We start from the raw sequence: 23,063 nt of genomic DNA, 5'->3' as shown, positions 1-23,063 counted from the left end.
GCTCACCACTTGCGGTAAGGGACGCCGTTGAGGCCGGTTCCTTCCGAAAGCGAGTAGACGTCGTAGACGTCGTTGCCTTCGCTCGGTGAATCGGCGGAACTCGAATAAGCGCGCTTGCCCCAGGTCTGTTCATCCGAACGGCTCGGGCAATCGCACATCGGATCGCGCGGAACACGCCGCAGGAAGAAGATGCGCGCGTGAGTCGGATTGGTCTTGTCGACTTCGCCGTCCACCAGTACGTCGAGCTTGGCGGGATAGCCCGTTTCGCCGAGCGGACGATCGAACTTGCCGGCATCGCCGGCGGCTTTGTAAGCATCGATGGCATCGCGAATACTCCATAGGGCGCGCCGCAATTCGTCTTCGCGGTTGCGTTGCGCGGTCACCTGCACGAGCGGCGCCGCGACCATCGCCAGCACCGCGATGATCGCGAGCGTGATGAGCAACTCGATGATCGTGAAGCCCTTGTCCATGGTCGCGGCTGGTTGCACGTGTCTAGGGTTGGGTCGGCGGCGGCGAGGTCGCGGCGGGTGGCTGTGGCGGCGGCGTGGGTGCGGGCAGCGCCATCACGGGCGGCGGCGCGGAAGGCGTCGGCACGGGCGGAGGCAGGGCAGGCGCGCTGCCCGCGCCGCTTGGCGGAACGCGCACGCTTGCGTTCGGTCCGATCTGGTCGCGCTCCGTCGAAATGCGCGTCTCCGTGCCCGAATCGAAGGACACGACATTGCCCGCCGGCATGGCCTGATTGCGCACGATGCGCGGCGTCAGCATCAGCACGAGCTCCGTCTGATGCTGGTCGTTCGCGCGTGTGCCGAAGATCCGGTCCAGCAGCGGAATGCGGCTCAGGCCTGGCAAACCGGAGCCGGACGCGCGCTCGTTGCGCTGCAGGAGACCCGCGAGCAGCTGCGTTTCGTTGTTGCGCACGCTCATCACCGTTTCGGCCGTGCGAGTGCCGATCTGATAGGCGACCAGTCCCGTCGTCGTCGTGATCGTGTCGGTAACGTTCGACACTTCCATGCGCAACTTCACCTGCACTTCGTCCGAGTTGACGATCACGGGCGCAACTTCCAGCGTGAGGCCCACGTCCTGATAGTTGATGCTCTCGGAGCTGAAGTTGCTGGAGAGCGTCGTCGTGACCACGCGCAGACGGTCGCCGATCAGCACCTTCGCCTTCTCGCGGTTTCTCACGCGGATGCTCGGGTTCGCAAGCGTCTTGGTTTTGCCCTGGTTCTGCAGCATGTCGATACCGACCGGCCCGATCCTCACGAGCACGTCGCTGCTGTTCAGGTTGCGCAGTTGCTGCAAGGTGAGCGTGCCCGGCGCGCGGGTCGAGGCATCGGAATTGGTCCCGTCCGGCATGAGCGCGAACTCGATACGATTCGGATACGAAATGCCCATCTGCAGCAGATCGGATGACGATACTTCGAGAATCTGCGCGTCGATGACGACTTCCGCGGGCGTCACGTCGAGCGCGCGGATGATCCGCTCCGCGACCTTGATGGTGTCCGGCGCGTCGCGCATGATGATCGCGTTGGTGCGTTCGTCGAGCACGGCATCGCGCGTCTTGACCATCTGCTTGACCGCCGCGAGCACCTGCGCCGCCTGCGAGTTCTGCAGATAGAACGTGCGCACGACGAGGTCCTTGTATTCCGTTTCCTTGTCGGGCCGCTTCGGGTAGATCAGGATCGAGTTACCGCTCACCACCTTGCTCGCGAGCTGGTTCGCCTGCAGGACCATCGTCATCACTTGCTTGACGGGCGTGTTGCTCGCGAAGATGGTCGTCGGCGCGGCGGCCTGCACTTCGCGGTCGAAGGTGAAGTTCAGTCCGGTAATGTTCGACATCAGCTCGAAGATACTGATAAGCGGCTGATCCCGGAACTGCACCGTGATCGGCTGATTGAGGTCCTTGTTGAGCTTCGGTTCGAGGTCTTGTCCCTTGGGCGCGAGCAGCAGGTCGCGCAGACGGATGGCGCGCGCGTTGTCGGGCTGTTTCGAGAGCACGTCGTTGAGAATCGCCATCGCCTGGTCCGGTTGATCCTGATAGATCGTTTCGGCGTATTGCACGGCGGTGTCGATGGGCGCCTGCTTCTCGATCCACGCAATCATCTCGCGCGGCCCGTCGTCGCCGGGCGCGGCGGCCTGAGCCTTCTTCGCCCACGCGATCGCCTGGGCCGAATCGCCCGCGCGGTACGCAACACTTGCGCGCTGCAAGTACTCCAACGAAACCTTGCGACGCAGGCTCACATACCAGTTGTAGATTTCCAGGTCGTCGGGATACTGCGCGCTCTGCTGCGCGAGCAATTCGAGCTGCGCGTCGGGCGGCATGGTCCCCAGACGGTTCTGCAGATCCTTGCGATGCATCTCGCCCGCGCACGCCGTCAATAGCGGAATCAGGACCCAGACCGTAATGTCTTTGAGCCGGCTCATTTCAGTTCTCCGAGCGACAGCGTTTGTCGGCGCTTCAACGGCAAGTACATGAACCTCACTTCTTTACGGTTGATGTCCTCGATCTTGTAGGCGTTGAGAAGCACATCGCCCTTACGCAAGAAACCCGTTTTCTTGCAGTTGATGCAAAGCGGGAACTCGCGTCCGGTGCCGCTCAGAACGACGTAGAAGATGCCTTGCTGGTCCAGCCACAGCGAACGGACGACGAAAGGCAAGGGCGGCAAGGGCGGCGGTGGCGGCGGCTTGACGGATTCGGGCGGCGGAGGCGGCGGCGGTGGCGGCTGCCAGTTCTGCATGGGGAAGATGTTCACGGCGGCAACGCGGGTATCCGGCGCGGCGTTGGCTTGCGGCGCACTTGCCGGTGCAGGCGCGCTCGCTGGTGAAACTCGCTCCTTCGTGGCCACCGCCGGAGGACGATCCGCCTCGTCGTCGGGCGCCCCGCGAAACCATACGAACAAGATCAAGCCGAGCGTCACGACGAGCAGCCCGCTTATCGGCCACGAGATTCTCAGGGTTCGCATATCGAGCGGCTTCACTTGGCCGCCTCCACGACGAACGAACATTGCAGGCGAATTTCGAGATCGGTCACGCCGATATTCGGCCGCGACAGCGTGAGCCGCTCGCAGCGAATGCCCGGCAAGGTCCGCAACTCGGAGAAGAAAGTACGAAATTGCAGATACTGACTCGAAAACGACGTCTCGACGACAAAGCGGCGGGAGGGCGAATCCTTGTCCTGCGCGGCCATCTGATACGTGATTTGCGGCATCGAGATACCGTTCTTCGCGGCGATCGCGTGCAGGCTGTGCAGGAAAACGAAGTAACGCTGCTCCGGACTCGTCGGCGCCACGGCTTCATCCGGCATGGGCGGCGGCGGTTGTTTCAGCTTCGCGGTGCGCGCATCGAGATCGAGCTCGCGTGCGGCGATGTCGTTGCGAAGCGGCAAGATCTCGACCAGCGCGATGATCGCCGCGCTGCTCAGGAGCAGTAGCGCAAAGAGCCCGAAGGTGCCGAGCCGCCACCGCGCGCGGCGCAGTTCCCAAAGCCAGCGGCTCATCTGGAACCTCCGGCGGAAGACGCGGCCACATCCGGCGCCGACGCGCCCGTTGCCGCCTGCGTCGCGAACGGGCGCCACGTCACCTGAAGCGCGGTTTCCACGGTTTTGACGGGCGGCCCCGGCTTCTCGCTCTGCCGCTTGATCGAGACGCTTTCGGCGGCGGGCTGCGCCTGCAGCCAGTCCGCGTAGGAGATCGCTTCCTGCGCCGAGCGCGTCTCGAACTGCATGTTGATGGTGCGCGATGCGGTCACGATATCGAGCGAGAGCATCGCGATATTCGGTTGCCAACCGCCTTCGATCAGACTGCGCGCCGGTTCCGCCGCATAGCGCTGCTGCGCCATCAAGGCGTCCGCGCGGGGATTGCGCGTGCCGCGATGCGCTCGGCCAATGCGCTCGAAGCGTTTCTCCTCCTGCGCGACCGACGCTTCACGTTCATCGAGCGCGGCGCCTTGCTCCTTGAGCTTGTCGCGATACTGCATCGTCACGAACAGCACGACGACGCCGAGGGCGAGCGCAATCAGCCCGGTCGCCACGCCCGGACGATTGGCCCGATGCAGGTCGATGGCGGGCGCTTTCATGGCGAAGCCTCCCATGGCGCGGCAAGCCATTCGACGAGCGTTGCATCCGCGACCCAGCGATCGGCTGCGCCCGGCCCGATGGCGTAACAGCGCTCGGGCGGCTCGGTGGCGGCGAGCACGAAGGCGTCGCGCAGCACGTCGTCGAGCGGGCCCGCCACCGGCAGCGCGATGAAGCCGCTCCAGCCACCGCCGCGCCGCAAGCCGATATGCGCGATGGCCGCGCCGCTTGCCGCCTGCTCCAGTTCCACGACGGCGATGTTGCCGTCGCGAATGTGCGGCGCATGCTTTTGCATGGAGAAGGTAAAGCCCGGCTCGATACCGAGCAATTGCAGCCGTCGCGTCTTGCATAAGCGCTCGATGCCCGCGCACAGCGCCTCGGGCATCGCGGCGGCGAGGCGGCCTTGTTGCCACGCGCCATCGGTGACGGCGTAGCGCCACGGCTCGGCGCCCGCGCCCGCCTGCACGGCCTGCATGCGCGCCATCGACACCCATTGCTCCGGTTTGGGATGCGGCCGCCACGGCAACGCGTAATAGCGCACGAACGGCGCGCCGACGACCACGCGCAGGCCGTGCAGCCCAGGTCGCGCGGGCTTCGGCGCGAGTGCCTCGATGGCCTTGAGCGCGGCCGCCGTGTCGCCCGGCGTCGTAAGGGCTTCGGTATTCACGTTGCTCGCGACGCCGGACTCTCGCACGCGTTCGCCATCGACCCATAGCGTCACGCGCGGCATGAAAGCGCCCGCGCGGGCCGGTCCCGTGCGCCTCGAAGGGCGCTTCGCGACGGCGCTCATCGCTCCGACCAGATCCGACCAACGTGACATGTTCCCTCTCCGCTATGCCGGTTCGACGATCGTGACGCGATTGACTTCCGCGAGCGTCGTGCGGCCATCCGCGACCGCGCGCAGGGCGATCTGGCGAATCGGCACGAAACCGCTTCGATTCGCGAGTTGCTTCAGTTCGATCAACGGCCGCCGTTCCACGAAGCACTGCTTGATCGCGTCGTTCATCCGCAGCACTTCCGCAATCGGCTGACGCCCGAGATAGCCCGTCCGGCGGCATGCCTCGCAGCCCGCGCCACGGCGAAAGCGCCAATGCGCAACCTGCTCGCGCGTGAGCGCGGAGGCAAGCAGCGTGGCGTCGTCGGGCACCTCGTCGTCGCGCACGCAATGCGGACAGTTCTTGCGCATGAGCCGTTGCGCGACGGCGCCGAGCAGCGCATCGACGAAGCTGTGCATGTCGACGCCCATGTGAAGGAAGCGATCCAGCACGGAGAACACGTTGTTCGCGTGCACCGAGGTCAGGACCAGATGTCCCGTGAGCGCGGCCTGCACGGCGATGCCAGCGGTTTCGCCGTCGCGGATCTCGCCCACGAGAATCTTGTCGGGATCGTGCCGCAAGATCGAACGCAGGCCGCGCGCGAAGGTGAGTCCTTTCTTGTCGTTGATCGGAATCTGCAGCACGCCCGCGAGTTCGTATTCGACGGGGTCTTCGATCGTGATGATCTTCTCGTCGCCCGTGTTGATTTCGGTGAGCGTGGCGTAGAGCGTGGTCGACTTGCCCGAACCAGTCGGGCCCGTCACGAGCAACAGGCCGTAGGGCTCGCGCGCGATCGAGCGAATCGACGCTACCGTGTCCGGGTCGTGTCCGAGTCCGTCCAGACGCAGCGTCGTGCTGTTCGCATCGCCGCGCTGCTTGTCGAGCACGCGCAGCACCGCGTCCTCGCCGTGAATCGACGGCATGATCGACACACGAAAATCGATCTCGCGCTGATTGATGAACGCCTTGAAGCGGCCGTCTTGCGGAATGCGCCGCTCGCCGATATCGAGCTCCGCCATGACCTTGAGCCGCGAGAGCACTTGCTCCGCGACATCGGTGCCGGGCGCGGACGCCGTTTCCTGCAGCACGCCGTCGATGCGGTATTTGATGACGAGACCCGTCGCGGTGCTCTCGATATGAATGTCCGAGGCGCGCGCCCTGAGCGCGTCGTACAGCGACGAATTCACGAGCCGGATGACGGGATGCACGTCCGCCGAAAGCGTGGCGAGCGTGATCTCCACGCCCGCCGCGGCGGCGTTGCCGGTCTTGCTGTCGACATTGACCTGCGTGAGCGCCTGATGCGCGGACTCGTGCAGCGCGAGGTACGCCATGAGCTCGCCCGGCACGCAGAAGGCGAACGCGAATGGCTTCTTAACGCGCTGCATCGCCCAGGCACGCAGCGGCGGATCGAATGGATCGGCAAGCACGAACCACAGGCGCGCGTCGCTGTCGGCGGCAAGCAGACAGCGGCGCGACATGGCTTCGCCGAACGGCAGGAGGTCGAAGCGCGGTTCGAGCGTTTCGAGCGCGGTGGCGTCGAAGCCGCGCAGGCCGATGGTCTGCGTGACCTTCTTCAGATAGTCGGCGCCGTCGTGTTCCGCTTCGTCCCAGAGCTGCTGCTGCTTCGGGCGCGGGTCGCGCACGGGGTTCGCCTTCGCGGGCGTATCGGTGGTCTGTTCCATGTCTTATCCCACGCTTCCGGCCAACTGAAAAATCGGCATATAGAGCAGAAAGATGATCGTCCCGACGATGCCGCCCACCACCAGCATCAGCACCGGCTCGACCACGCGCATCAGCGTGTCGATCGCGCGGTCGAGTTCCTCGTCGCAGAATTCGGCCGAGCGCGTCACCATGCCGGCCAGCTCGCCGCTCTGCTCGCCGACGCGGATCAGCCGCTCGGCCACCGGCGTCGTGAGATTCGCGGCCGGCAACGCGCCGGACAGCGACTTGCCCGCGCGCACTTCGTCCAGCGCGCGCGCAAGCGCGGACTGCATCAGCGAAGGCAGCAATTGCGCGGAAAGTTCGAGCGCCGCGACCATCGACATGCCGCCCGCGAGCAACAGGCCGAGCGTCCGGTAAAACCGTGTCAGGGCGAACAGCCGTTGGTAATCCGCGAGCTTGGGCAGGCGCAGCACCGCGCCGAACAATCTGCCGCGCACCTTCTCGTTGCGCAGCGCCATGATCGCGCCGGCGAGCGCGGCCACGATGCCCGCGAGCAGCACGCCGCCGTGCTCGGCGACGAGGTTGCCCCAGGCGAGCATCATGCGGGCGGAGAAGGGAATGTCTTTCATCGACGCGAACACCTGGCTGAACTTCGGAATCACGTAGAACGCGAGGAACAGGATGATGAACGCGCCCGTGGCGATCACGATGGACGGATACACCATGGCCGACACCACTTTCTTGCGCACCGCCGCAAGCCGCGCGTCGTAGTGGTGATAGCGCTTGAGCGCCTCGGAAAGATGCCCCGTCTGTTCCGCCGATGCCACGGTCGCGACATACAGCGGCGGGAAATGTTCGGTTTGACGCTCGAGCGCCCGCGACAACGGCTCGCCTTCGTAAAGCGCGGTGACGATGCCTTGCAGCACCGTCCGGTTGAGGCCTTCCTTGCTTTTGTCGCGCAACGTCTCGACCGTTTCGACGAGACTCAGGCCCGCTTCCAGAAGCGCGATCAGTTCCTGCGTAAAGAGCGCGCGCTCGAATACGGGCTTGCGCAACGAGAGACCGCGCGACTTCTTTTCCACGGGCGTCGCTTCGATCAGCGACAAACCCATGTCGGCCATGTTCTGCCGAAGCTGCGTTTCGTCCGCTGCATCGAGCTCCAGTTCCTGCTGGCCGCCGTCGGACTCGACCCGCACGCGATATCGCATGACTGCCGCCGAATCCATCATTTGCCGATGATGTCCGCGTCCTCGCCCGAACCGCCGGGTTTGCCGTCGGCGCCGTAGGTCATGAGGTCGTAGTCCTTGCCGTTCTCGCCGGGCGAGCGGTAGACGTACGGCTTGCCCCACGGATCGTTCGGAATGGCGCTGCTCATGTACGGACCTTCCCAGCCCGAGGTGTTGCCGACGTTGCTCATCAACGCCTGAAGCCCGGCGTCGGTGCCGGGAAAGTGGCCAGTGTCCAGACGGTATCGATCGAGCGCGTCTTCGATACCCTTGATCTGCGTCGCCGCTGTCTTGGAGCGCGCCTTGCCGACTTCACCGAAGAGCTTCGGGCCGACATAGCCCGCCAGGAGCGCGATGATGAGCAGCACCACCAGCAACTCGAGCAAGGTAAAGCCGCGCCCGCGCCAGCCGAGGTCGTGCCGGGAGAGTTTCGTTTTCGACACAGCGGCCGTCGAGAACGCGGCATTCGTCAATCGATCCTGCATGGCTGCCCCCGATTCATTGCATTGCGCATCGTCTGCGCCCGGCGTCACGCACCGGGCGCAGTCGCGCGGCCGATCACTTGTTGACTTCGCTCATGACGTTCAGCAGTTCCGCGTTGGCGGCGTCGCCGTCCAGCTCCCAGCCGAAGACACCGCGCAGACTGAACTGCTTCACGTAGGCGTTCTTGACGCGGATCGTCGTGGGCGAGTCGTAGGACCAGAAAGTCGTGCCGTCGAACTTGTACGACTGCTTCGTCACCGGATGCTCGTACACCGTGCCTGCGGCGCTCTTCAGGAGCCGGTAGTCCTGGATGCCGGCCTCGTACTTCCCGGGCGCTGTCTTGGTGGCTTTCTGATAGAGCCCGTCTCCCTTCGGTCCCGGCGTGACGCCGGTCCAGCCGCGCCCATACAACGGAATGCCGAGAACGATCTTCGACGACGGCACTCCCGCTTTCAGCAAGGCCTGGATGGCGGCATCGGTGTAGTAGGTGTTGCCGGGAGCGCCCGCCATGTTCGGGCTGGCCGGGTCCGGATACAAATGCGACTGGAAGTCCGTGGGGCCAGTGCTTTCCCATCCGCCGTGATAGTCGTACGTCATCACGTTGATCCAGTCGAGCGGCTTGCTGTAGTCGCCCGGGTTGGTGCTGGCGATCTTGTCGCCACCCGCGCCGATGGCGACCGTCAGCAGATAGCGTTTGCCGTTTTGCGCGCCCATGGCGTCGAGTTGCTTGCGGAATTCCGTCAGGAGAAGCGTGTAGTTCTCCTTGTCCTTGACGTCGTACGTGTTGTAGGGCTGACCGCCGCCGCCGGGAAATTCCCAGTCGATGTCGATGCCGTCGAACACGTTCGCTGCGACGCCATCTCCGCCCGCGTTGGAGGCAGCATCGAAGGGCACGTTGCCCTTGATATAGACATCGATGCACGACGAGACGAGCTGCTTGCGCAGCGCATCGGTGGCGCTGGCCTTGCTGAACCACTTCGACCAGGTCCATCCGCCGAGCGAAATGATCATGCGCACGTTGGGGTACTTGTCCTTCAATAGCTTGAGCTGATTGAAGTTACCCTTGAGCGGACCGGACTTGCCCTGACGTGGATCGCCATAGGGCCAGTCCCATGCATCGCTCTTGCCGTTGACCGATTCGTTCGCCGAGAAGCCTTTTTGGTAGTCGGCCCAGGCGTCGCCGCCGGTGCCTGCGTCCGGGGCGTTCTCGTTGGTCGCACCCGGTTCTGCCTTGTTGATGATGCCGCACTCGTAGCCGCCGTTCTTTTGATAAACGTTGCCGAATGCGTAGTTGATAAACGTGAGCAGCTTCGCCGAGCCCGATGTGTCGACATCCTTGACCTTGTAGTTGCGGTCGTAGATTCCCCATTGCGCGAAGTACGCGCCGACTTCACGCGCGCCGGCGGGAGCGGGGGCGGGCGTTGGTGCTGGCGTGGGTGTAGGCGTAGGTGCCGGCGTAGGCGTCGGGACCGGTGTCGGCACGGGTGCCGGCGTAGGAGTCGGGACCGGTGTTGGTGCTGGTGTTGGAACCGGCGTTGGTGTCGGTGTCGGCGTTGGAGTCGGAACCGGTGTTGGTGTTGGCGTCGGAACCGGCGTTGGTGTTGGTGTTGGTGTTGGTGTTGGTGTTGGTGTTGGCGTCGGCGTCGGCGTTGGAACTGGCGCTGGCGCCGGCGTCGGCGTCGGACTTCCCGAGCATGCGCCTATGTCTTCCCATACGCCGTATTGCCCAGACTGCGTCGGGTTGTCGCCTTGGGTCCACCACTTGTTTCTGTAATTGCGTCCATTGGCCGTGACGCGCGTACCCGTCTGTGCATAAACCTGCGATGCCGACCACGCAGCGAAGCAAGCCGAAGGTGTCGGAGTGGGAGAGGGTGTTGGCGTTGGAGTCGGCGTCGGGGTTGGTACGGGAGTTGGCGCAGGAGTTGGAGCGGGTGTCGGCGCAGGCGCAGGCGTGGGCGATGGTGCTGGCGTAGGCGTAGCCGCGCTCACATCGCGCCATAAGGTCGGCGTGCTGGCCGGAGTCCACCCAGCGCCTGGATAAGCCGTATGCGCCTGAAGAGCCTGGTATGTGCGCCCGTTGTAGGTGACGGTCGCGCCCGCCGCGTAGGTCGCACCTTCCTGCCATTCGGCGCCCAACGCATTGATTGAATAAGCGACGAGCGCAGCCAGCGTCAGCGCAGTAGTCTTCGACTTCATGCCAAGGCGATTCATGAGAACGGCCTCCTTACTCGGTTTGTTTGGTTCGTTTCGATCCGCGACTCATTTGCGCTGACTGAATTGTCGTCAAGCCCTCTCTTATAGGGCTCGTGCGATCATTGATAATCCAGCGACCAAGGCGAGGCAAGCCGAAAATCGGATATTAGGTTTCCTACGGAAAAATTTTTAAGGGTGGACGAAGCGTGTTTTCCTTGACGTTTTTTTCTTGTGAGAATGACGTCGATTCGTTCAAGGAACTCGTTGAGAGAAGCGAAGCAAATACGAACGATCCAGGCGAAACTGCGAATGCAATCTCGAATCATGGCGATGCTTGCGTTACAAAGAAAGCTGCCACCGTTTAGCAGATGCCTTCAGTCGGGAAGACGATGAAGCAGATGCGGTGAAGCCGGAAGAACATCCGAGACCCGTCGTTTTATATTTGTGAATTTAAATCGGGATTGTTGGGCATCTAAAGCGTGTAGGGCAAAACACTCGACCTGCATTGCATCGCTTTCCAATGAATCGAGCGTTGTCTTGCAAGTCGTATCGTGCGCACGATTGGCGCCCCGCGAATATCAAAACTCGACGGTCACGAACTTGACCAACGGCGTGGTCTCGGAGTTTATCGCCGACGATTGCGGTTCCGCGGCAACGCCGATCGTCTTTCGAGCATCGCCGTAAGCGGCAGTCGCGGCCTGTGCTGTTGCTTGCCTGGAGACGGCGGTGCTTGCATGCAGTTCGCTCATGACGGAAACGCCGTAGGGCGTTTGTTTTCCCGTGCAATCCACCTTGATGGACGTTCGGGCATTCGCACCGGAAAGCATCTCAATCGGATCTGCCGTTTCCGAACCGCTGACGATCGAGCAGGCATTGTGGATGGTCAACGTGACTTCTAGTTGTGAGCTTTTGCGCTCGGCATATGAGGCGGACGTGCCGGAAAGCGCTTCCGCCGCAACGAGCGCAGCCAATGCGGTACTGCGAAAATTGCGCTTGTGCATGATGATTCCCGAAGGCAAAAAAGTGTCTCTCATCATGCTTGCGGGCCACGATAAGGCGGATAGGCTCGCTCCCATTTCATGCGCGCATTTTAACCATGCAGTGTTTCGCACGGCGTGATAAAAACCGGCGTTCCCAAAAAAAATGGACCCACGAATGGGTCCGATTCGAAGCATGGTCCGGCTCGATCAGCCAAGCGCCGCGCGCGCCGCCTTGGCGGCCGCACGCACCTGATCCGGCGCGGTGCCGCCCGCATGATCGCGGCTCGCGACCGAACCTTCGAGCGTGAGATATTCGAAGACATCGTCGCCAATCAGATGCGCGACGTTCGGCAGTTCCTGCTTCATTTCATCGAGCGACAAATCGGCGATATCGCATTCGCGATCCACGCAGATGCGCACCGCATGCGCCACGGCTTCGTGTGCGTCGCGAAAGGGCAGGCCACGCTTCACGAGATAGTCCGCGAGATCGGTGGCCGTCGAGAAACCTTGCAGCGCGGCCGCGCGCATGGCCTGCGGCTTGACGGTAATGCCCGCCGCCATTTCCGCGAAAATGCGCAATGTGTCGGCGACCGTATCGACGGTATCGAAAAGCGGCTCCTTGTCTTCCTGATTGTCCTTGTTATAAGCGAGGGGCTGGCCTTTCATCAGCGTGAGCAGCGCCATCAAATGACCGTTCACGCGGCCTGTCTTGCCGCGCGCGAGCTCGGGCACGTCGGGGTTTTTCTTTTGCGGCATGATCGACGAGCCGGTGCAGAAACGATCCGCGAGATCGATGAAACCGACGCGCGGACTCATCCACAACACGAGTTCTTCGGAAAAGCGCGAGACGTGCGTCATGACGAGCGCGGCGGCCGCCGTGAATTCGATGGCGAAGTCGCGGTCGGAGACGGCATCGAGCGAATTCGCGCAGATGCCATCGAAGCCGAGCGTTTTCGCCACCGCGTGACGGTCGATCGGATAACTCGTGCCCGCGAGCGCCGCCGCACCCAACGGCAGGCGGTTCACGCGCGTGCGGCAGTCGCGCATGCGCTCGGCGTCGCGCGAGAACATTTCGACATAAGCGAGCAGGTGATGCCCGAAGGTCACGGGCTGCGCCACTTGCAAATGCGTGAAGCCCGGCATGATGGTGTCGGCGTGTTTCTCGGCCATGTCGATGAGCGCGCTTCGCAGGTCCTTCAACAGTTCGCCGATACGGTCGATCTCGCCGCGCAGCCACAGGCGAATGTCGGTTGCGACCTGATCGTTGCGCGAGCGGCCGGTGTGCAGGCGCTTGCCGGCGTCGCCGATCAACGCGGTCAGCCGCGCCTCGATGTTCAGGTGCACGTCTTCCAGGTCCAGCTTCCACTCGAACTCGCCGCGCTCGATTTCGCCCTTGATCTGCGCCATGCCGCGCTCGATGGCGGCAAGGTCGTCCGCGCCGATGATCTTCTGCGCCGCAAGCATCGACGCGTGCGCGAGCGAGCCTTGAATGTCGACGAGAGCGAGCCGCTTGTCGAAGAACACCGACGACGTATAGCGTTTGACGAGATCCGACATGGGCTCGGAGAAGCGAGCCGACCAGGCTTCGCCTTTTTTGTGCAGTTGGGACGTCATGGTGATGTGATTGGCGGTTGAGGCGAATGAGGCGGCTAAAGCGGCAAGCCGGAAGTCGAAGATTTTAACATTCGGCGCCTGCTGCCTCAGTCGTTGCCGACGAGGATCACGAGCTTCAGATCTTCGCGATGCGCGGGCTTGAAGGTGATCTGGTTGAACACGAGTCGTCCGCGCGACGGATGATCGAACGCGCGTTCGCCGCCTTCGCGCTCGAACACGTCCTGCGACGCCCAGTAGCGCGCGAAGGCATCGCTGGCGGCGCCGAGCGTGTCGATCAGCGTGCGCGTGGGCGCGTCGTTGAGGTGACGGATGGAATCGGCGCGAAACTCGGCGGCAAGACGGCGCGCGCGCGTGTCCCAATCGACGATCAACGCGCGCGCCACCGGCGAGGTGAACGTGTAGGCGAGCAAGTTGCGGTCGTGTTCGCCATCGAGCCAGCCGACGAACAGTTCCGACGCGTGCGCGTTCCAGCGCAGCGCATTCCACTGGCGGTCGAGCACGTAGGCCGGCGCGCCGATCAGCCCGACGCTCTGCAAGAGCGCGGCGGGCACGTCCTGCGCGGTGGGATCGGGCTCGGCGGGATCGCGTTCCTCGGCCAGTTCGAAGAGATACGCGCGTTCGGCCCGCGACAACTGCAATGCGACGGCGATACGCGCGAGCGCATCCGCCGAGGCGGAAACCGGCCGGCCCTGCTCGATCCACGTGTACCAGGTCGGGCTGACGCCGCACAACGCGGCGACTTCCTCGCGGCGCAGCCCCGGCGTGCGGCGGCGCGGCCCCGGCGGCAAACCGACGGACTGCGGCGAAAGCCGTTCACGATGCGCCCGGATGAATTCGCCGAGCGCGCGTGCGGGGATATCGACAGCTTCTCTGGATTCGGTCTTCGGGATCGTTTTCATGAGGCGTGGCGGGTAATGTCGATACCAGAATAAACAGTCCACTTGTACTGGTACAAGGCGGGCTCTATTGTAGCGGCAGGCCGGGCGGCTCAGGAACCGCCCGGCGTCCCCAAGAACATTCCGGAGCCATACCGATGAAACACCACGACCAGGTAGCCGATGCGTTCGGCAGCACCGCCGCCGCCTATCTCACAAGCCAGGTTCACGCGAGCGGCGCCGATCTGCAAATCTCGCCGCGACTTTTGCCGCGACGTGCGGCAACGCGACCGTGCTGGACATGGGATGCGGCGCGGGTCACGCGAGTTTCGCGGTGGCGCCGCACGTGCGCGAGGTCGTGGCGTACGACATCGCCCCGCAAATGCTGGCCACGGTCGATGCCGCCGCGAAGGAACGCGGCCTTGCCACGATCCGCACGCAACAGGGCGCCGCCGAGTCGCTGCCATTCGCCGACGCCTCGTTCGACTGGGTGGTGAGCCGCATGAGCGCGCATCACTGGCGCGACGTGCCGCGCGCGCTGGCCGAAGTGCGGCGCGTGCTCAAGCCGGGCGGCCGGCTGAAATTCATCGATATCGCGGGCGCCGACGATCCGCTGTACGACACGCACATTCAGGCAATCGAACTGTTGCGCGATGCATCGCATATCCGCGACTATCGCGCCGACGAGTGGATCGCCATGCTCGATACCGCCGGCTTCGACGCGAACGTGACCGAGCGCTGGCGTATCGGCCTGGAATTCGATTCGTGGGTGACACGCATGAGAACGCCGCCCGAACGCGTGACGGCGATCAAATCGATGTGGGCCGCCGCGCCCGACGAAGTGCGCGAATACTTCAAGGCCGGCGACGACTTCTCGTTCGAGCTGGATGCGTTGATGATCGAAGGCAAGCGGCGCGACTGAGCGCCGCTCGAATGCCGCAAGGGCTACTTAAACAAACGTGCCACGAACACTTGGCGTGATTCGTGGCACGTGAAAGATGCAATGCCCGCTGCCGGGCGCATCGATCAACCCGTATTACGCAGGCCCGCCGCAATCCCGTTGATCGTCAAATGAATCCCGCGCCGCAGCCGCACGTTCTGATCGCCCGCGCGATGCCGCTTGAGCAGTTCCACCTGCAAGTGATTGAGCGGATCGAGATACGGAAAACGGTTCTTGATCGAGCGCGCGAGCAGCGGATTGTCAGCGAGGCGCTCGCCCTTGCCGGTGATTTCCGCGAGCACGTTGCCGGTCCGCTCGTGCTCCGCGACGATGCGATCGAACACGCGCTTCCTGAGCTTCTTGTCCGCGACGAGCTGCGCATAACGCGACGCCACCGCGAGATCGGTCTTCGCGAGCACCATGTCCATGTTCGAAAGCAGATTCGTGAAGAACGGCCACGTCTTGTGCATCTTGCGCAAGGTGCCGAGGCGCTTCGCGCGTTCCGCGTCCGAGTCGGCCGAATCGAGATAAGCCGTCACCGCGCTGCCGAAGCCGAACCAGCCCGTCAGCAGCAGGCGGCATTGGCCCCACGAAAAGCCCCACGGAATGGCGCGCAAATCTTCGATCTTGCGTTGCTTCGGGTCCTGCAGCTTGCGCGATGCCGGCCGGCTGCCGATGTTCAGTTCGGCAATCTCGGCGATCGGCGTCGAGGCGAAGAAGTAATCGGTAAAGCCGGGAGTTTCGTACACGAGCGCGCGGTACGCGGCCATCGCGGAATCGGAGAGCGTTTGCATCGTCGCTTCGAATAGCGGCAATTGCGCGGGCGCGTTCTCGTGCGGCAGAAGCGATGCCTCGAGCGTCGCCGCCACCACCGTTTCCAGATTGCGCCGCCCGATTTCCGGATTGCCGAACTTGCTCGAAATGACTTCGCCTTGCTCGGTGAGACGGATTTGCCCATCGACCGTGCCGGGCGGCTGCGACAGAATCGCCTGATAGGTCGGGCCGCCGCCGCGTCCCACGGTGCCTCCCCGGCCGTGGAAGAGACGCAAGGTCGTGCCGCGTTGCTTGAACAGCGCGACGAGCGCCAGTTCCGCGCGATACAGCTCCCAGTTGGACGTCAAGAAGCCGCCGTCCTTGTTGCTGTCCGAATAGCCGAGCATGACTTCCTGCTCGTTGCCCTGATTTTCGATGAGCGCGTCGATGCCCGGCAGCTTGAAGAACTCGCCCATGATGACCGGCGCATTGCGCAAGTCGGCGATGGTCTCGAAGAGCGGAATCACCATCACGCCATCGCGCGCGGGATTGTCCTTGCTGCCGAGGCAACCGTGCAGCACGCCGGTTTCCTTCTGCAGCAACATGACTTCGAGCAAGTCGCTCACGGTCTCCGTGTGCGAGATGATGTAGTTGCGCACCGCGCGCTTGCCGAACTTCTCGCGCGTCACGCGTGCGCCTTCGAGCACGCCGAGTTCGCTCTTCGCGAGATCGGAGTAATCGGCATAAGGAAGACGCAGCGGACGCGGCTGCGCAAGTTCCCTGAGCAACACGGCGCGCTTGTCTTCCTCGGAAAGCGCCGCATAGTCGGCTTCGACGCCCGCGCGCGAAAGCAACTCCGCGATCACCGCTTCGTGGATATCCGAGCTCTGCCGCAAGTCGATGCTCGCCAGGTGAAAGCCGAACACTTCCGAAGCGCGCGTGAGCGGCGCGAGCCGCAGCAGCGCAAGCGAGCCGCCATGATGTTGCGCGAGCGAATCGATCAGCACATGAAGATCGCGCGTGAATTCCGAGCTATCGCCATAAGGCGTCGCGCGAATTGGCGCCGCGCCGCGTCCCGCGCTGCGCACCGCGACCACGCCTTCACCCAGCCGCACGCGCGCGCTCGCCGCGATCCGCGTATAGATGCCGATCAGCGCGCGCCTATATGGTTCGTCCGTGCGATGCGGCGACTGGTCCGGCGAGGCTTCCGCGAGCGCCTGCAAGGCTTCGCTCGATCCGGCGAGCAGATTCGACACGGACAACTCCGCGCCGAGCTTGTGCACCTGTTCCAGATAGTGTTCGAAGATGACCGTTGCTTGCCGCGTGATGGCGTTTTCCAGCGTGGCGGCGGTGACGTTCGGATTGCCGTCGCGGTCGCCGCCAATCCAGCTTCCCATCTGGAAGAACGGCGGCAGCCGCGCGGGCAGGCCGTGTTCAGCGAGCGCTTCCTCGATATCGGCGTAAAGCGCGGGAATTTCCTCCAGAAAAGTCGCGCGATAGTACGAAAGCGCGTTCTCGATTTCATCGGCGACCGAAAGGCGCGACTCGCGCAGCATGCGCGTTTGCCAGAGCGAGGTCACGCGCGCCCGCAGGACGGCTTCGTTGTGCGCACGTTCGCGCGCTGTCAGTTCTTGATCGCGTTCGGCAAGCAGGCGCGCGATGTCGTGTTGCGCATCGAGAATGCTCTTTCGCGACACTTCCGTCGGATGCGCGGTGAGCACGGGCACGATGAGCGCGGCATCGAAGAACTTTTCCAGCACCTTGCGTGTTTTGCTGACGTTGGACTGCTCGCGCATGCGCTCGATGGCGTAGGCGATGGTGCCCGGCTGCGAAGTCGAACCGGCGAGCGCGTGAATCCGCCGCCGCCGATTGTGATGCCGGTCTTCCGCGATATTCGCCAGATGCGAGAAATAGCTGAATGCGCGCACCACGCTGACCGTCTGTTCCGGCGATAAAGCACGCAGACGCTTTTCCAGCGCTTGCGACGCTTCGTTGTCGTCCTCGCGGCGAAATTTGACGGCGGTCTGACGAATGGCTTCGACGAGTTCGAAGACGGCGTCGCCTTCCTGTTCGCGCAACACGTCGCCGAGCAGGCGGCCAAGATAGCGGATGTCTTCGAAGAGCGGACGGTCCTTGTCGTCGCGCGTGCGGCTGGTCGGCTTCGGCCGTTCGGCGCCATTGATGGCCGTTTTGACGCTCGCCTTCTTGGGAACCGGCGCGGCCTTTGGAGCCACGCTCGCCTTCGATGCCTTCACGGCGGTGGCCGTTTTCGTCGTGCGAATGATTGGCGTCGCTGACGTTGGCATCGCTGACGACGAGGCGCCGGTTGCATGGGCCGCGCTCGATGCGTCGGCGGAAGAGTCAGGCGATAGAGCGTTGCGGCGCGCGGGGCGGGCCGATCCGGAAGTCGTCACGTCGGGTTCTCCTCAGAAGCTGCGCAGTCAGGGTAACGCGACGAAATCACCGACGAAACGAGTTCTGCACAGCCGCGCGAGGTGCGGCGCGAAGCTGCCGCAACCGCGCCGCAGCCGCTTTGCCTTCCGCTACCGGAACGCGTGCTGAACGCTTCGAAAGGCGCGCGGACTAAGGCTCTGGCGCGCCGCGTGTCTTCAGGTCGACCCTGGCCTGCGTGCTACCATTGTTAGCTAATGTCTATTTATCCATCCCGTCATTCGATCGAGCTTCAATGAATTCCGAGACGCATTCAACGACACCGCCCGCGAGCCTCACAATCGTTTCGCGGGAAAGCCGGCTGGCGATGTGGCAAGCCGAGCACGTGCAGTGTGCGCTGCACAAATTATATCCATCTTGCGACGTCAAAATTCTCGGAATGACGACGCGCGGCGATCAGATTCTCGATCGCACGTTATCGAAGGTCGGCGGCAAGGGTTTGTTCGTCAAGGAACTGGAAGCCGCGCTCGCCGACGGCCGCGCCGATCTCGCGGTTCATTCGCTCAAAGACGTGCCGATGCAACTCCCCGAAGGCTTCGCACTCAGCGCGATTCTCGAACGTGAAGATCCACGCGATGCCTTAGTCTCTTCGCACTTCGATTCGCTCGCTGCGTTGCCGGCGGGCAGCGTGGTCGGAACCTCGAGCCTGCGCCGCGAAGCCATGATCCGCGCGCGCTATCCGCATCTCGAAGTGCGGCCGCTGCGCGGCAATCTCGACACGCGTCTAGGCAAGCTGGATCGCGGCGAATACGCGGCCATCATTCTCGCGGCGGCCGGTCTGATACGGCTTGGTCTCGAAGGACGCATCCGCGCATATCTGGATGAAACCGACAGTCTGCCGGCGGCGGGGCAGGGTGCGCTCGGCATCGAGATTCGTGCGGATCGCGCCGATCTCGTCGCGTGGCTCGCGCCCTTGCATCACGAAGCGACCGCGCTTGCCGTCGAAGCGGAGCGCGCCGTGTCGCGTGCGCTTGGTGGCAGCTGTGAAGTGCCGTTGGCCGCTTACGCGCATTGGGAGAACGATTCGCTGTACTTGCGCGGCGCGGTCTCGACGCCGGATGGCACGCGCGTCTTGAACGCGGAGGAACGCATCGCCACGCCCGATCTTGCCGCCGCGCTCGAACTCGGTTTGCGCGTATCGGCGGATCTCGAAGCGCAGGGCGCCATGGAGATCGTCAACGCGCTGACCACCATCAGCCACCCGGACGGGCCGAACCGAAGCCCCGGCAACGACGCGGCCAATCCCGACCTGATCCCGCCTTCGACGGCGGGCAAGCACTGATGGCGAGCGAGCGTCGCGCCACCATCGTCGTCACGCGGCCTGCGGGACAATCGGCTGCGCTCATCGCGCTTCTCGCCGATGCCGGTTTCGAGACGCTCGAGTTTCCGCTCATCGACATCGCGCCCGTCGCCGACGACGCTCCTTTGCGCGCGGCCCTCGACGAACTCTACGGGCCGCAACGTTACGCGCTCGTGGTTTTCGTCTCGCCGAATGCGATCGATCATGCGTTCAGCCGTCTTTTCGCGCCGTGGCCTGTGGATGTGCCGGTGGCCGTCGTGGGTCCGGGCAGCGTCGCTGCGCTGGCGCGGCAAGGCGTGAGCGCGCCGGCGTATCGCGTGATCAGTCCGTCGGCGGAAGAAGCCGATCCGCGTTTTGATTCCGAAGCGCTCTACACGGCAATCGAAGCCACGCTCGGCGAGAACGGTCTGGAAGGCAAGCGCGTGCTGATCGTGCGTGGCGATGGCGGGCGCGAGTGGCTCGCCGAGCGCCTCACCGAAGCGGGCGCGCAAGTGGAGAAGGCGGCGGCGTATCGCCGCGTGCTGCCCGAACCGTCCATGCACAAGTGGGAGCGCATCCACACGCTGCTCGCGGGCAATCCGCACGCGTGGCTGCTGACGAGTTCCGAAGGCGTGCGCAATCTCGACGAACTCGCGCGCGAACATCTCACCGCCGACGAGATCACGCGGCTGCGGCACGCGCAGGTGATCTGCCCGCATCCGCGTATCGAGCAGGCCGCGCGGCAAGCGGGTTTTGATAGGATGACGGTGTCCGGCGCCGGCGACGAGCGCATCGTGCAGGCAGTCGATGCGCTTTACCCGCGCAAATCGGCTGGAATTCAGGCTGAACCTCACACCAATCAAGCACGTGAAACGCACGCGAAGCCCGCACCGGCGGATGCATCGCCGGACACGCAACCGGCCGCCGCGCCGGCCCACCAAACGGCTCAATCACGCATGACTGATTCGAACGATTCCAACAAAGCTTCACCTCAGCCCAACGTGCCACCGCCTCCGCCCAATACGCCTTTCACGCCCTACGAGCAGCAGAAGCGGCGCGGCGGCGCGGGCACGGTGTTGTTGTGGTTCGTCATCGTTATCCTCGCGATCGCTGCCGGCGCGGGCGGCTATGCGCTCAACCGCAAGTTCGAACGCAATAACCAGGCGCTCGCCCAGCGCGTCGAAGAGGCCAACGCGCAAGACGCGCAACTGCGCGCCAAGGCCGACGAAGCCGCGAGTTCGACCGCCGCGCTCAATACGCAGGTCATTCAGTTGCAGGGCAAGCTCAATGACGCCGAGGCGCACAGCCAGGCGTTGCAGCAGCAGTATCAGGACCTCGCGAGCAATCGCGACGACTGGACGGTTGCCGAAGTCGAGCAGATTCTGTCGAGCGCAAGCCAGCAATTGCAATTGACCGGCAACGTGCAACTCGCGCTCTTCGCGCTGCAAAGCGCCGACACGCGGTTGGCCGCCACGAACGGTCCGCAGGTCGTGGCGATCCGCAAGGCCGTCGCGCAGGACATGGACAAGCTCAAGGCCACGCCGACCACCGACCTCACGGGTCTCGCGATCAAGCTCGATACGGCGATCGACCGCATCGACAGCTTGCCGCTGTCCGGCGAAGCGCCGATCGATCCGGCGCGCGCTCGCGCGTCAGAACCGGGTGACAGCGCGTCGATTGCTGCGGCGACCGGCGTGCCGCGCTGGAAGGTGCTGTGGTATCAGATCACGAGCGGTATCGGGCAACAGTTGTCGAGTCTCGTGTCGGTGCGGCGTATCGACAATGCGGACGCCATGCTCACGTCGCCGGATCAGGGTTACTTCGTGCGCCAGAACGTGAAGCTGCGTCTGTTGTCCGCGCGTCTTTCGCTGCTTTCGCGCAGTGAGCCTACGCTCAAGTCCGACCTGAAAGCCGCCGATGCCGCGCTTGCCCGCTACTTCGATCCCTCGTCGAAAGCGGTTCAGGCCGTGCGCGATCTCGTGAAGCAGGTCGATCAGGCGTCGATGGCCGTCGCCGTGCCGAACCTGGACGCGAGCCTCGCCGCCGTGCACCAGTTCAAGCGAGGCGGATGATGACGATTCGTGGACTCATCTGGATTGCGCTGTTGTTCGTCGTTGCGGCGATCATCGCGACGGTCGGCGGCTTCAATGGCGGGCAGATTCTGCTCGTGCTGCCGCCATATCGCATCGACATGTCGCTCAATCTGTTTGTCGTGGCGCTGGTCGTGCTGTTTCTCGCGCTCTATGCGCTGATCCGCGCGATCCGTGGCGTGTGGAAGATGCCGTCGCGCGTGGCGGCGTATCGCACGCGCAGCAAGCTTGCGAAGGCGAACGCGTCCTTGCGCGATGCGATCGGCCATCTGTACGCGGGCCGCTTCTCGAAGGCCGAGAAAGCCGCGCGCGATGCGTTGAGTGTCGAGGACAACAAGGGCGCGGCGGGCTTGATCGGCGCGAACGCGGCGCATCGGCTGCATGAATACGCGCGTCGCGACGAGTGGCTCGCGCAAGTCGGCGGCGCGGACTGGCAGGACGCGCGCCTGATGGCCACCGCCGACATGCGCGCCGATGGCCGCGACGCGGACGGCGCGCTCGTCGCGCTGACCGAGATCCAGGCGCAGGGCGGGCGGCGCATCCATGCGCAGCAGATCGCGTTGCGCGCCCAGCAGCAGTTGAAGAACTGGGGCGAAGTGCTGAAGCTCGTGCGCATGCTGGAAAAGCGCGAGGCGCTGCATCCCGCGGTCGCCGTGCGGCTGCGGCAAGTCGCGGCGGAAAACCTGCTGCGCGATCGCCGGCATAATCCGGATGCGCTGCTCGAACTGTGGCAATCATTGTCGCCGGTGGAGCGTCAGTCGCCGCGTCTCGCCGATCTCGCCGCCGAATTGCTGATCGCGCTGGATCGTCGGGCGGAAGCGAAGAAGATTATCGAAGACGCGCTTGCCGTGAACTGGGATGCGCGGTTGTTGCGCCGTTATCCGGACTGCATCGTCGGGGGCGACGCCTTGCCGCTCATTCAGCGCGCCGAAGCCTGGCAAAAGGAACGCACCGAAGACGCCGACCTGCTTTTCACGCTCGGTCGTCTGTGCCTGCATCAGCAATTGTGGGGCAAGGCGCAGGCGTTTCTCGAATCGGCGCTGAAGCTGGCTGAAGACGAGCCGTTGCGTATTCGGACGCATCGCGCGCTGGCGCGTCTGCACGAGCAACTCGGCGATACCGAAAAGGCCGCGGAGCATTATCGCGCAAGCGCGCTGGCAATGAACGTGGTCTGACGCTTTCGTTTCGACACAAAAAAGCCGCATGCGCTTCAAACGCATGCGGCTTTTTGTTGGCTGGCCTGAACGCTCGGATTCAGGCTCAATTCAATACGTTGGCACCGAAGGATCGACCTGACGCGACCACGCGTCGATGCCGCCGTACAGATTGAACACGTTCGTGAAGCCGCGCGACTCCAGAAACATGCCGACCTGCGCGCTGCGCGCACCGTGGTGGCAAATGCAGACGATCTGCGCGTCGTCGTCGAGTTCTTCGCTACGCGCGGGGATGTCGCGCATGGGAATCGACACGATCTTATCGAGCTTCGCGGTCTGCACTTCCCACGGCTCGCGCACGTCGAGCAAAACGGGAGCGGGGCGCGAGGTGTCGGCAAGCCACGCGGCGAGTTCGGGTGCGGTCAGATTTTGCATGGAATCGAGTAAGGACGATGGCGAAAGCCGGGCGGCGCCCGGCC

Annotated in this window: 19 protein-coding genes and 2 pseudogenes; 4 read left to right on the top strand and 17 right to left on the bottom strand. The window is 64.0% G+C overall.

Features of this window, described 5'->3' with window-relative positions:
- Positions 1 to 2 precede the first annotated feature (2 nt).
- The 15 genes and pseudogenes from P9292_RS22375 to P9292_RS22310 all read right to left on the bottom strand — a co-directional run bounded on the left by P9292_RS22375 (position 3) and on the right by P9292_RS22310 (position 13,941).
- The gene (locus tag P9292_RS22375) at positions 3 to 470 is read right to left on the bottom strand and encodes a type II secretion system protein (protein ID WP_244827304.1); all 468 of its coding nucleotides are present in this window, start codon (positions 468 to 470) and stop codon (positions 3 to 5) included.
- A gap of 22 nt (positions 471 to 492) precedes the next feature.
- On the bottom strand, positions 493 to 2,421 hold the full coding sequence (locus P9292_RS22370; protein ID WP_309961288.1) for a secretin N-terminal domain-containing protein: 1,929 nt from the start codon (positions 2,419 to 2,421) through the stop codon (positions 493 to 495).
- Positions 2,418 to 2,975, bottom strand: coding sequence for a hypothetical protein (locus P9292_RS22365; protein WP_309961286.1), 558 nt, complete (start codon positions 2,973 to 2,975; stop codon positions 2,418 to 2,420). The genes P9292_RS22370 and P9292_RS22365 overlap by 4 nt, the downstream gene beginning before the upstream one ends.
- Positions 2,972 to 3,493, bottom strand: a complete 522-nt coding sequence (locus P9292_RS22360) for a hypothetical protein (RefSeq protein ID WP_309961284.1) — start codon at positions 3,491 to 3,493, stop codon at positions 2,972 to 2,974. The genes P9292_RS22365 and P9292_RS22360 overlap by 4 nt, the downstream gene beginning before the upstream one ends.
- Positions 3,490 to 4,071: a hypothetical protein gene (locus P9292_RS22355; RefSeq protein ID WP_244827308.1), complete on the bottom strand. Its 582-nt coding sequence runs from the start codon at positions 4,069 to 4,071 to the stop codon at positions 3,490 to 3,492. The genes P9292_RS22360 and P9292_RS22355 overlap by 4 nt, the downstream gene beginning before the upstream one ends.
- A complete protein-coding gene (locus P9292_RS22350; protein ID WP_309961282.1) occupies positions 4,068 to 4,889 on the bottom strand; it encodes a hypothetical protein in 822 nt (273 codons plus the stop codon). Before P9292_RS22350 ends, P9292_RS22355 begins: the two co-directional genes overlap by 4 nt.
- A 12-nt stretch (positions 4,890 to 4,901) precedes the next feature.
- Positions 4,902 to 6,566, bottom strand: coding sequence for a GspE/PulE family protein (locus P9292_RS22345; protein WP_244827310.1), 1,665 nt, complete (start codon positions 6,564 to 6,566; stop codon positions 4,902 to 4,904).
- 3 nt (positions 6,567 to 6,569) lie between these two features.
- Positions 6,570 to 7,754: a type II secretion system F family protein gene (locus P9292_RS22340; RefSeq protein ID WP_250508685.1), complete on the bottom strand. Its 1,185-nt coding sequence runs from the start codon at positions 7,752 to 7,754 to the stop codon at positions 6,570 to 6,572.
- 17 nt (positions 7,755 to 7,771) lie between these two features.
- The gene (gene gspG / locus P9292_RS22335; RefSeq protein ID WP_250508686.1) at positions 7,772 to 8,257 is read right to left on the bottom strand and encodes a type II secretion system major pseudopilin GspG; all 486 of its coding nucleotides are present in this window, start codon (positions 8,255 to 8,257) and stop codon (positions 7,772 to 7,774) included.
- Between the two features lie 73 nt (positions 8,258 to 8,330).
- On the bottom strand, positions 8,331 to 9,737 hold the full coding sequence (locus P9292_RS22330; RefSeq protein WP_309841832.1) for a glycoside hydrolase family 18 protein: 1,407 nt from the start codon (positions 9,735 to 9,737) through the stop codon (positions 8,331 to 8,333).
- Positions 9,646 to 9,951 carry a hypothetical protein gene (locus P9292_RS22325; RefSeq protein ID WP_309961279.1) on the bottom strand — a complete coding sequence of 102 codons (306 nt, stop codon included), beginning with the start codon at positions 9,949 to 9,951 and terminating at the stop codon, positions 9,646 to 9,648. The genes P9292_RS22330 and P9292_RS22325 overlap by 92 nt, the downstream gene beginning before the upstream one ends.
- Before the next feature lie 26 nt (positions 9,952 to 9,977).
- Positions 9,978 to 10,451 (bottom strand): annotated as a pseudogene (locus tag P9292_RS43240) (carbohydrate-binding protein); the annotation flags it as partial.
- Positions 10,452 to 11,026: 575 nt separating this feature from the next.
- On the bottom strand, positions 11,027 to 11,623 hold the full coding sequence (locus tag P9292_RS22320) for a hypothetical protein (protein WP_309961277.1): 597 nt from the start codon (positions 11,621 to 11,623) through the stop codon (positions 11,027 to 11,029).
- A gap of 12 nt (positions 11,624 to 11,635) precedes the next feature.
- Entirely contained in the window at positions 11,636 to 13,042 is a 1,407-nt protein-coding gene (gene argH, locus P9292_RS22315) for an argininosuccinate lyase (protein ID WP_244827315.1), read from the bottom strand.
- 86 nt (positions 13,043 to 13,128) lie between these two features.
- A complete protein-coding gene (locus P9292_RS22310; RefSeq protein ID WP_250525521.1) occupies positions 13,129 to 13,941 on the bottom strand; it encodes a helix-turn-helix transcriptional regulator in 813 nt (270 codons plus the stop codon).
- A gap of 134 nt (positions 13,942 to 14,075) precedes the next feature.
- On the opposite strand from P9292_RS22310, the pseudogene P9292_RS22305 reads away from it, so the two are divergent.
- Positions 14,076 to 14,839: pseudogene (locus P9292_RS22305) on the top strand (class I SAM-dependent methyltransferase).
- Positions 14,840 to 14,943: 104 nt separating this feature from the next.
- On the opposite strand, the gene ppc reads toward P9292_RS22305, so the two are convergent.
- Positions 14,944 to 18,024 carry a phosphoenolpyruvate carboxylase gene (gene ppc, locus P9292_RS22300; RefSeq protein ID WP_309961275.1) on the bottom strand — a complete coding sequence of 1,027 codons (3,081 nt, stop codon included), beginning with the start codon at positions 18,022 to 18,024 and terminating at the stop codon, positions 14,944 to 14,946.
- A gap of 272 nt (positions 18,025 to 18,296) precedes the next feature.
- Here ppc and hemC point away from each other — a divergent pair, with 272 nt between their 5' ends.
- The 3 genes from hemC to P9292_RS22285 are packed head-to-tail and all read left to right on the top strand — an operon-like array spanning position 18,297 to position 22,605.
- Positions 18,297 to 19,343, top strand: a complete 1,047-nt coding sequence (gene hemC / locus P9292_RS22295; RefSeq protein WP_309961274.1) for a hydroxymethylbilane synthase — start codon at positions 18,297 to 18,299, stop codon at positions 19,341 to 19,343.
- Positions 19,343 to 21,412, top strand: coding sequence for a fused uroporphyrinogen-III synthase HemD/membrane protein HemX (gene hemDX, locus P9292_RS22290; RefSeq protein WP_250491955.1), 2,070 nt, complete (start codon positions 19,343 to 19,345; stop codon positions 21,410 to 21,412). Before hemC ends, hemDX begins: the two co-directional genes overlap by 1 nt.
- Positions 21,412 to 22,605: a heme biosynthesis protein HemY gene (locus tag P9292_RS22285; RefSeq protein ID WP_244827980.1), complete on the top strand. Its 1,194-nt coding sequence runs from the start codon at positions 21,412 to 21,414 to the stop codon at positions 22,603 to 22,605. Before hemDX ends, P9292_RS22285 begins: the two co-directional genes overlap by 1 nt.
- 90 nt (positions 22,606 to 22,695) lie before the next feature.
- Here P9292_RS22285 and P9292_RS22280 read toward each other — a convergent pair whose 3' ends face one another.
- Complete coding sequence (locus P9292_RS22280) at positions 22,696 to 23,019, bottom strand: rhodanese-like domain-containing protein (protein WP_244827321.1); 324 nt, start codon at positions 23,017 to 23,019, stop codon at positions 22,696 to 22,698.
- Between the last annotated feature and the right edge of the window lie 44 nt (positions 23,020 to 23,063).

This window comes from Caballeronia sp. LZ001, from assembly GCF_031450875.1.
Taxonomy (GTDB): domain Bacteria; phylum Pseudomonadota; class Gammaproteobacteria; order Burkholderiales; family Burkholderiaceae; genus Caballeronia.
Note: the sequence above shows the minus strand (reverse complement) of the source record. Positions and strands in the feature narration are given on the sequence as shown.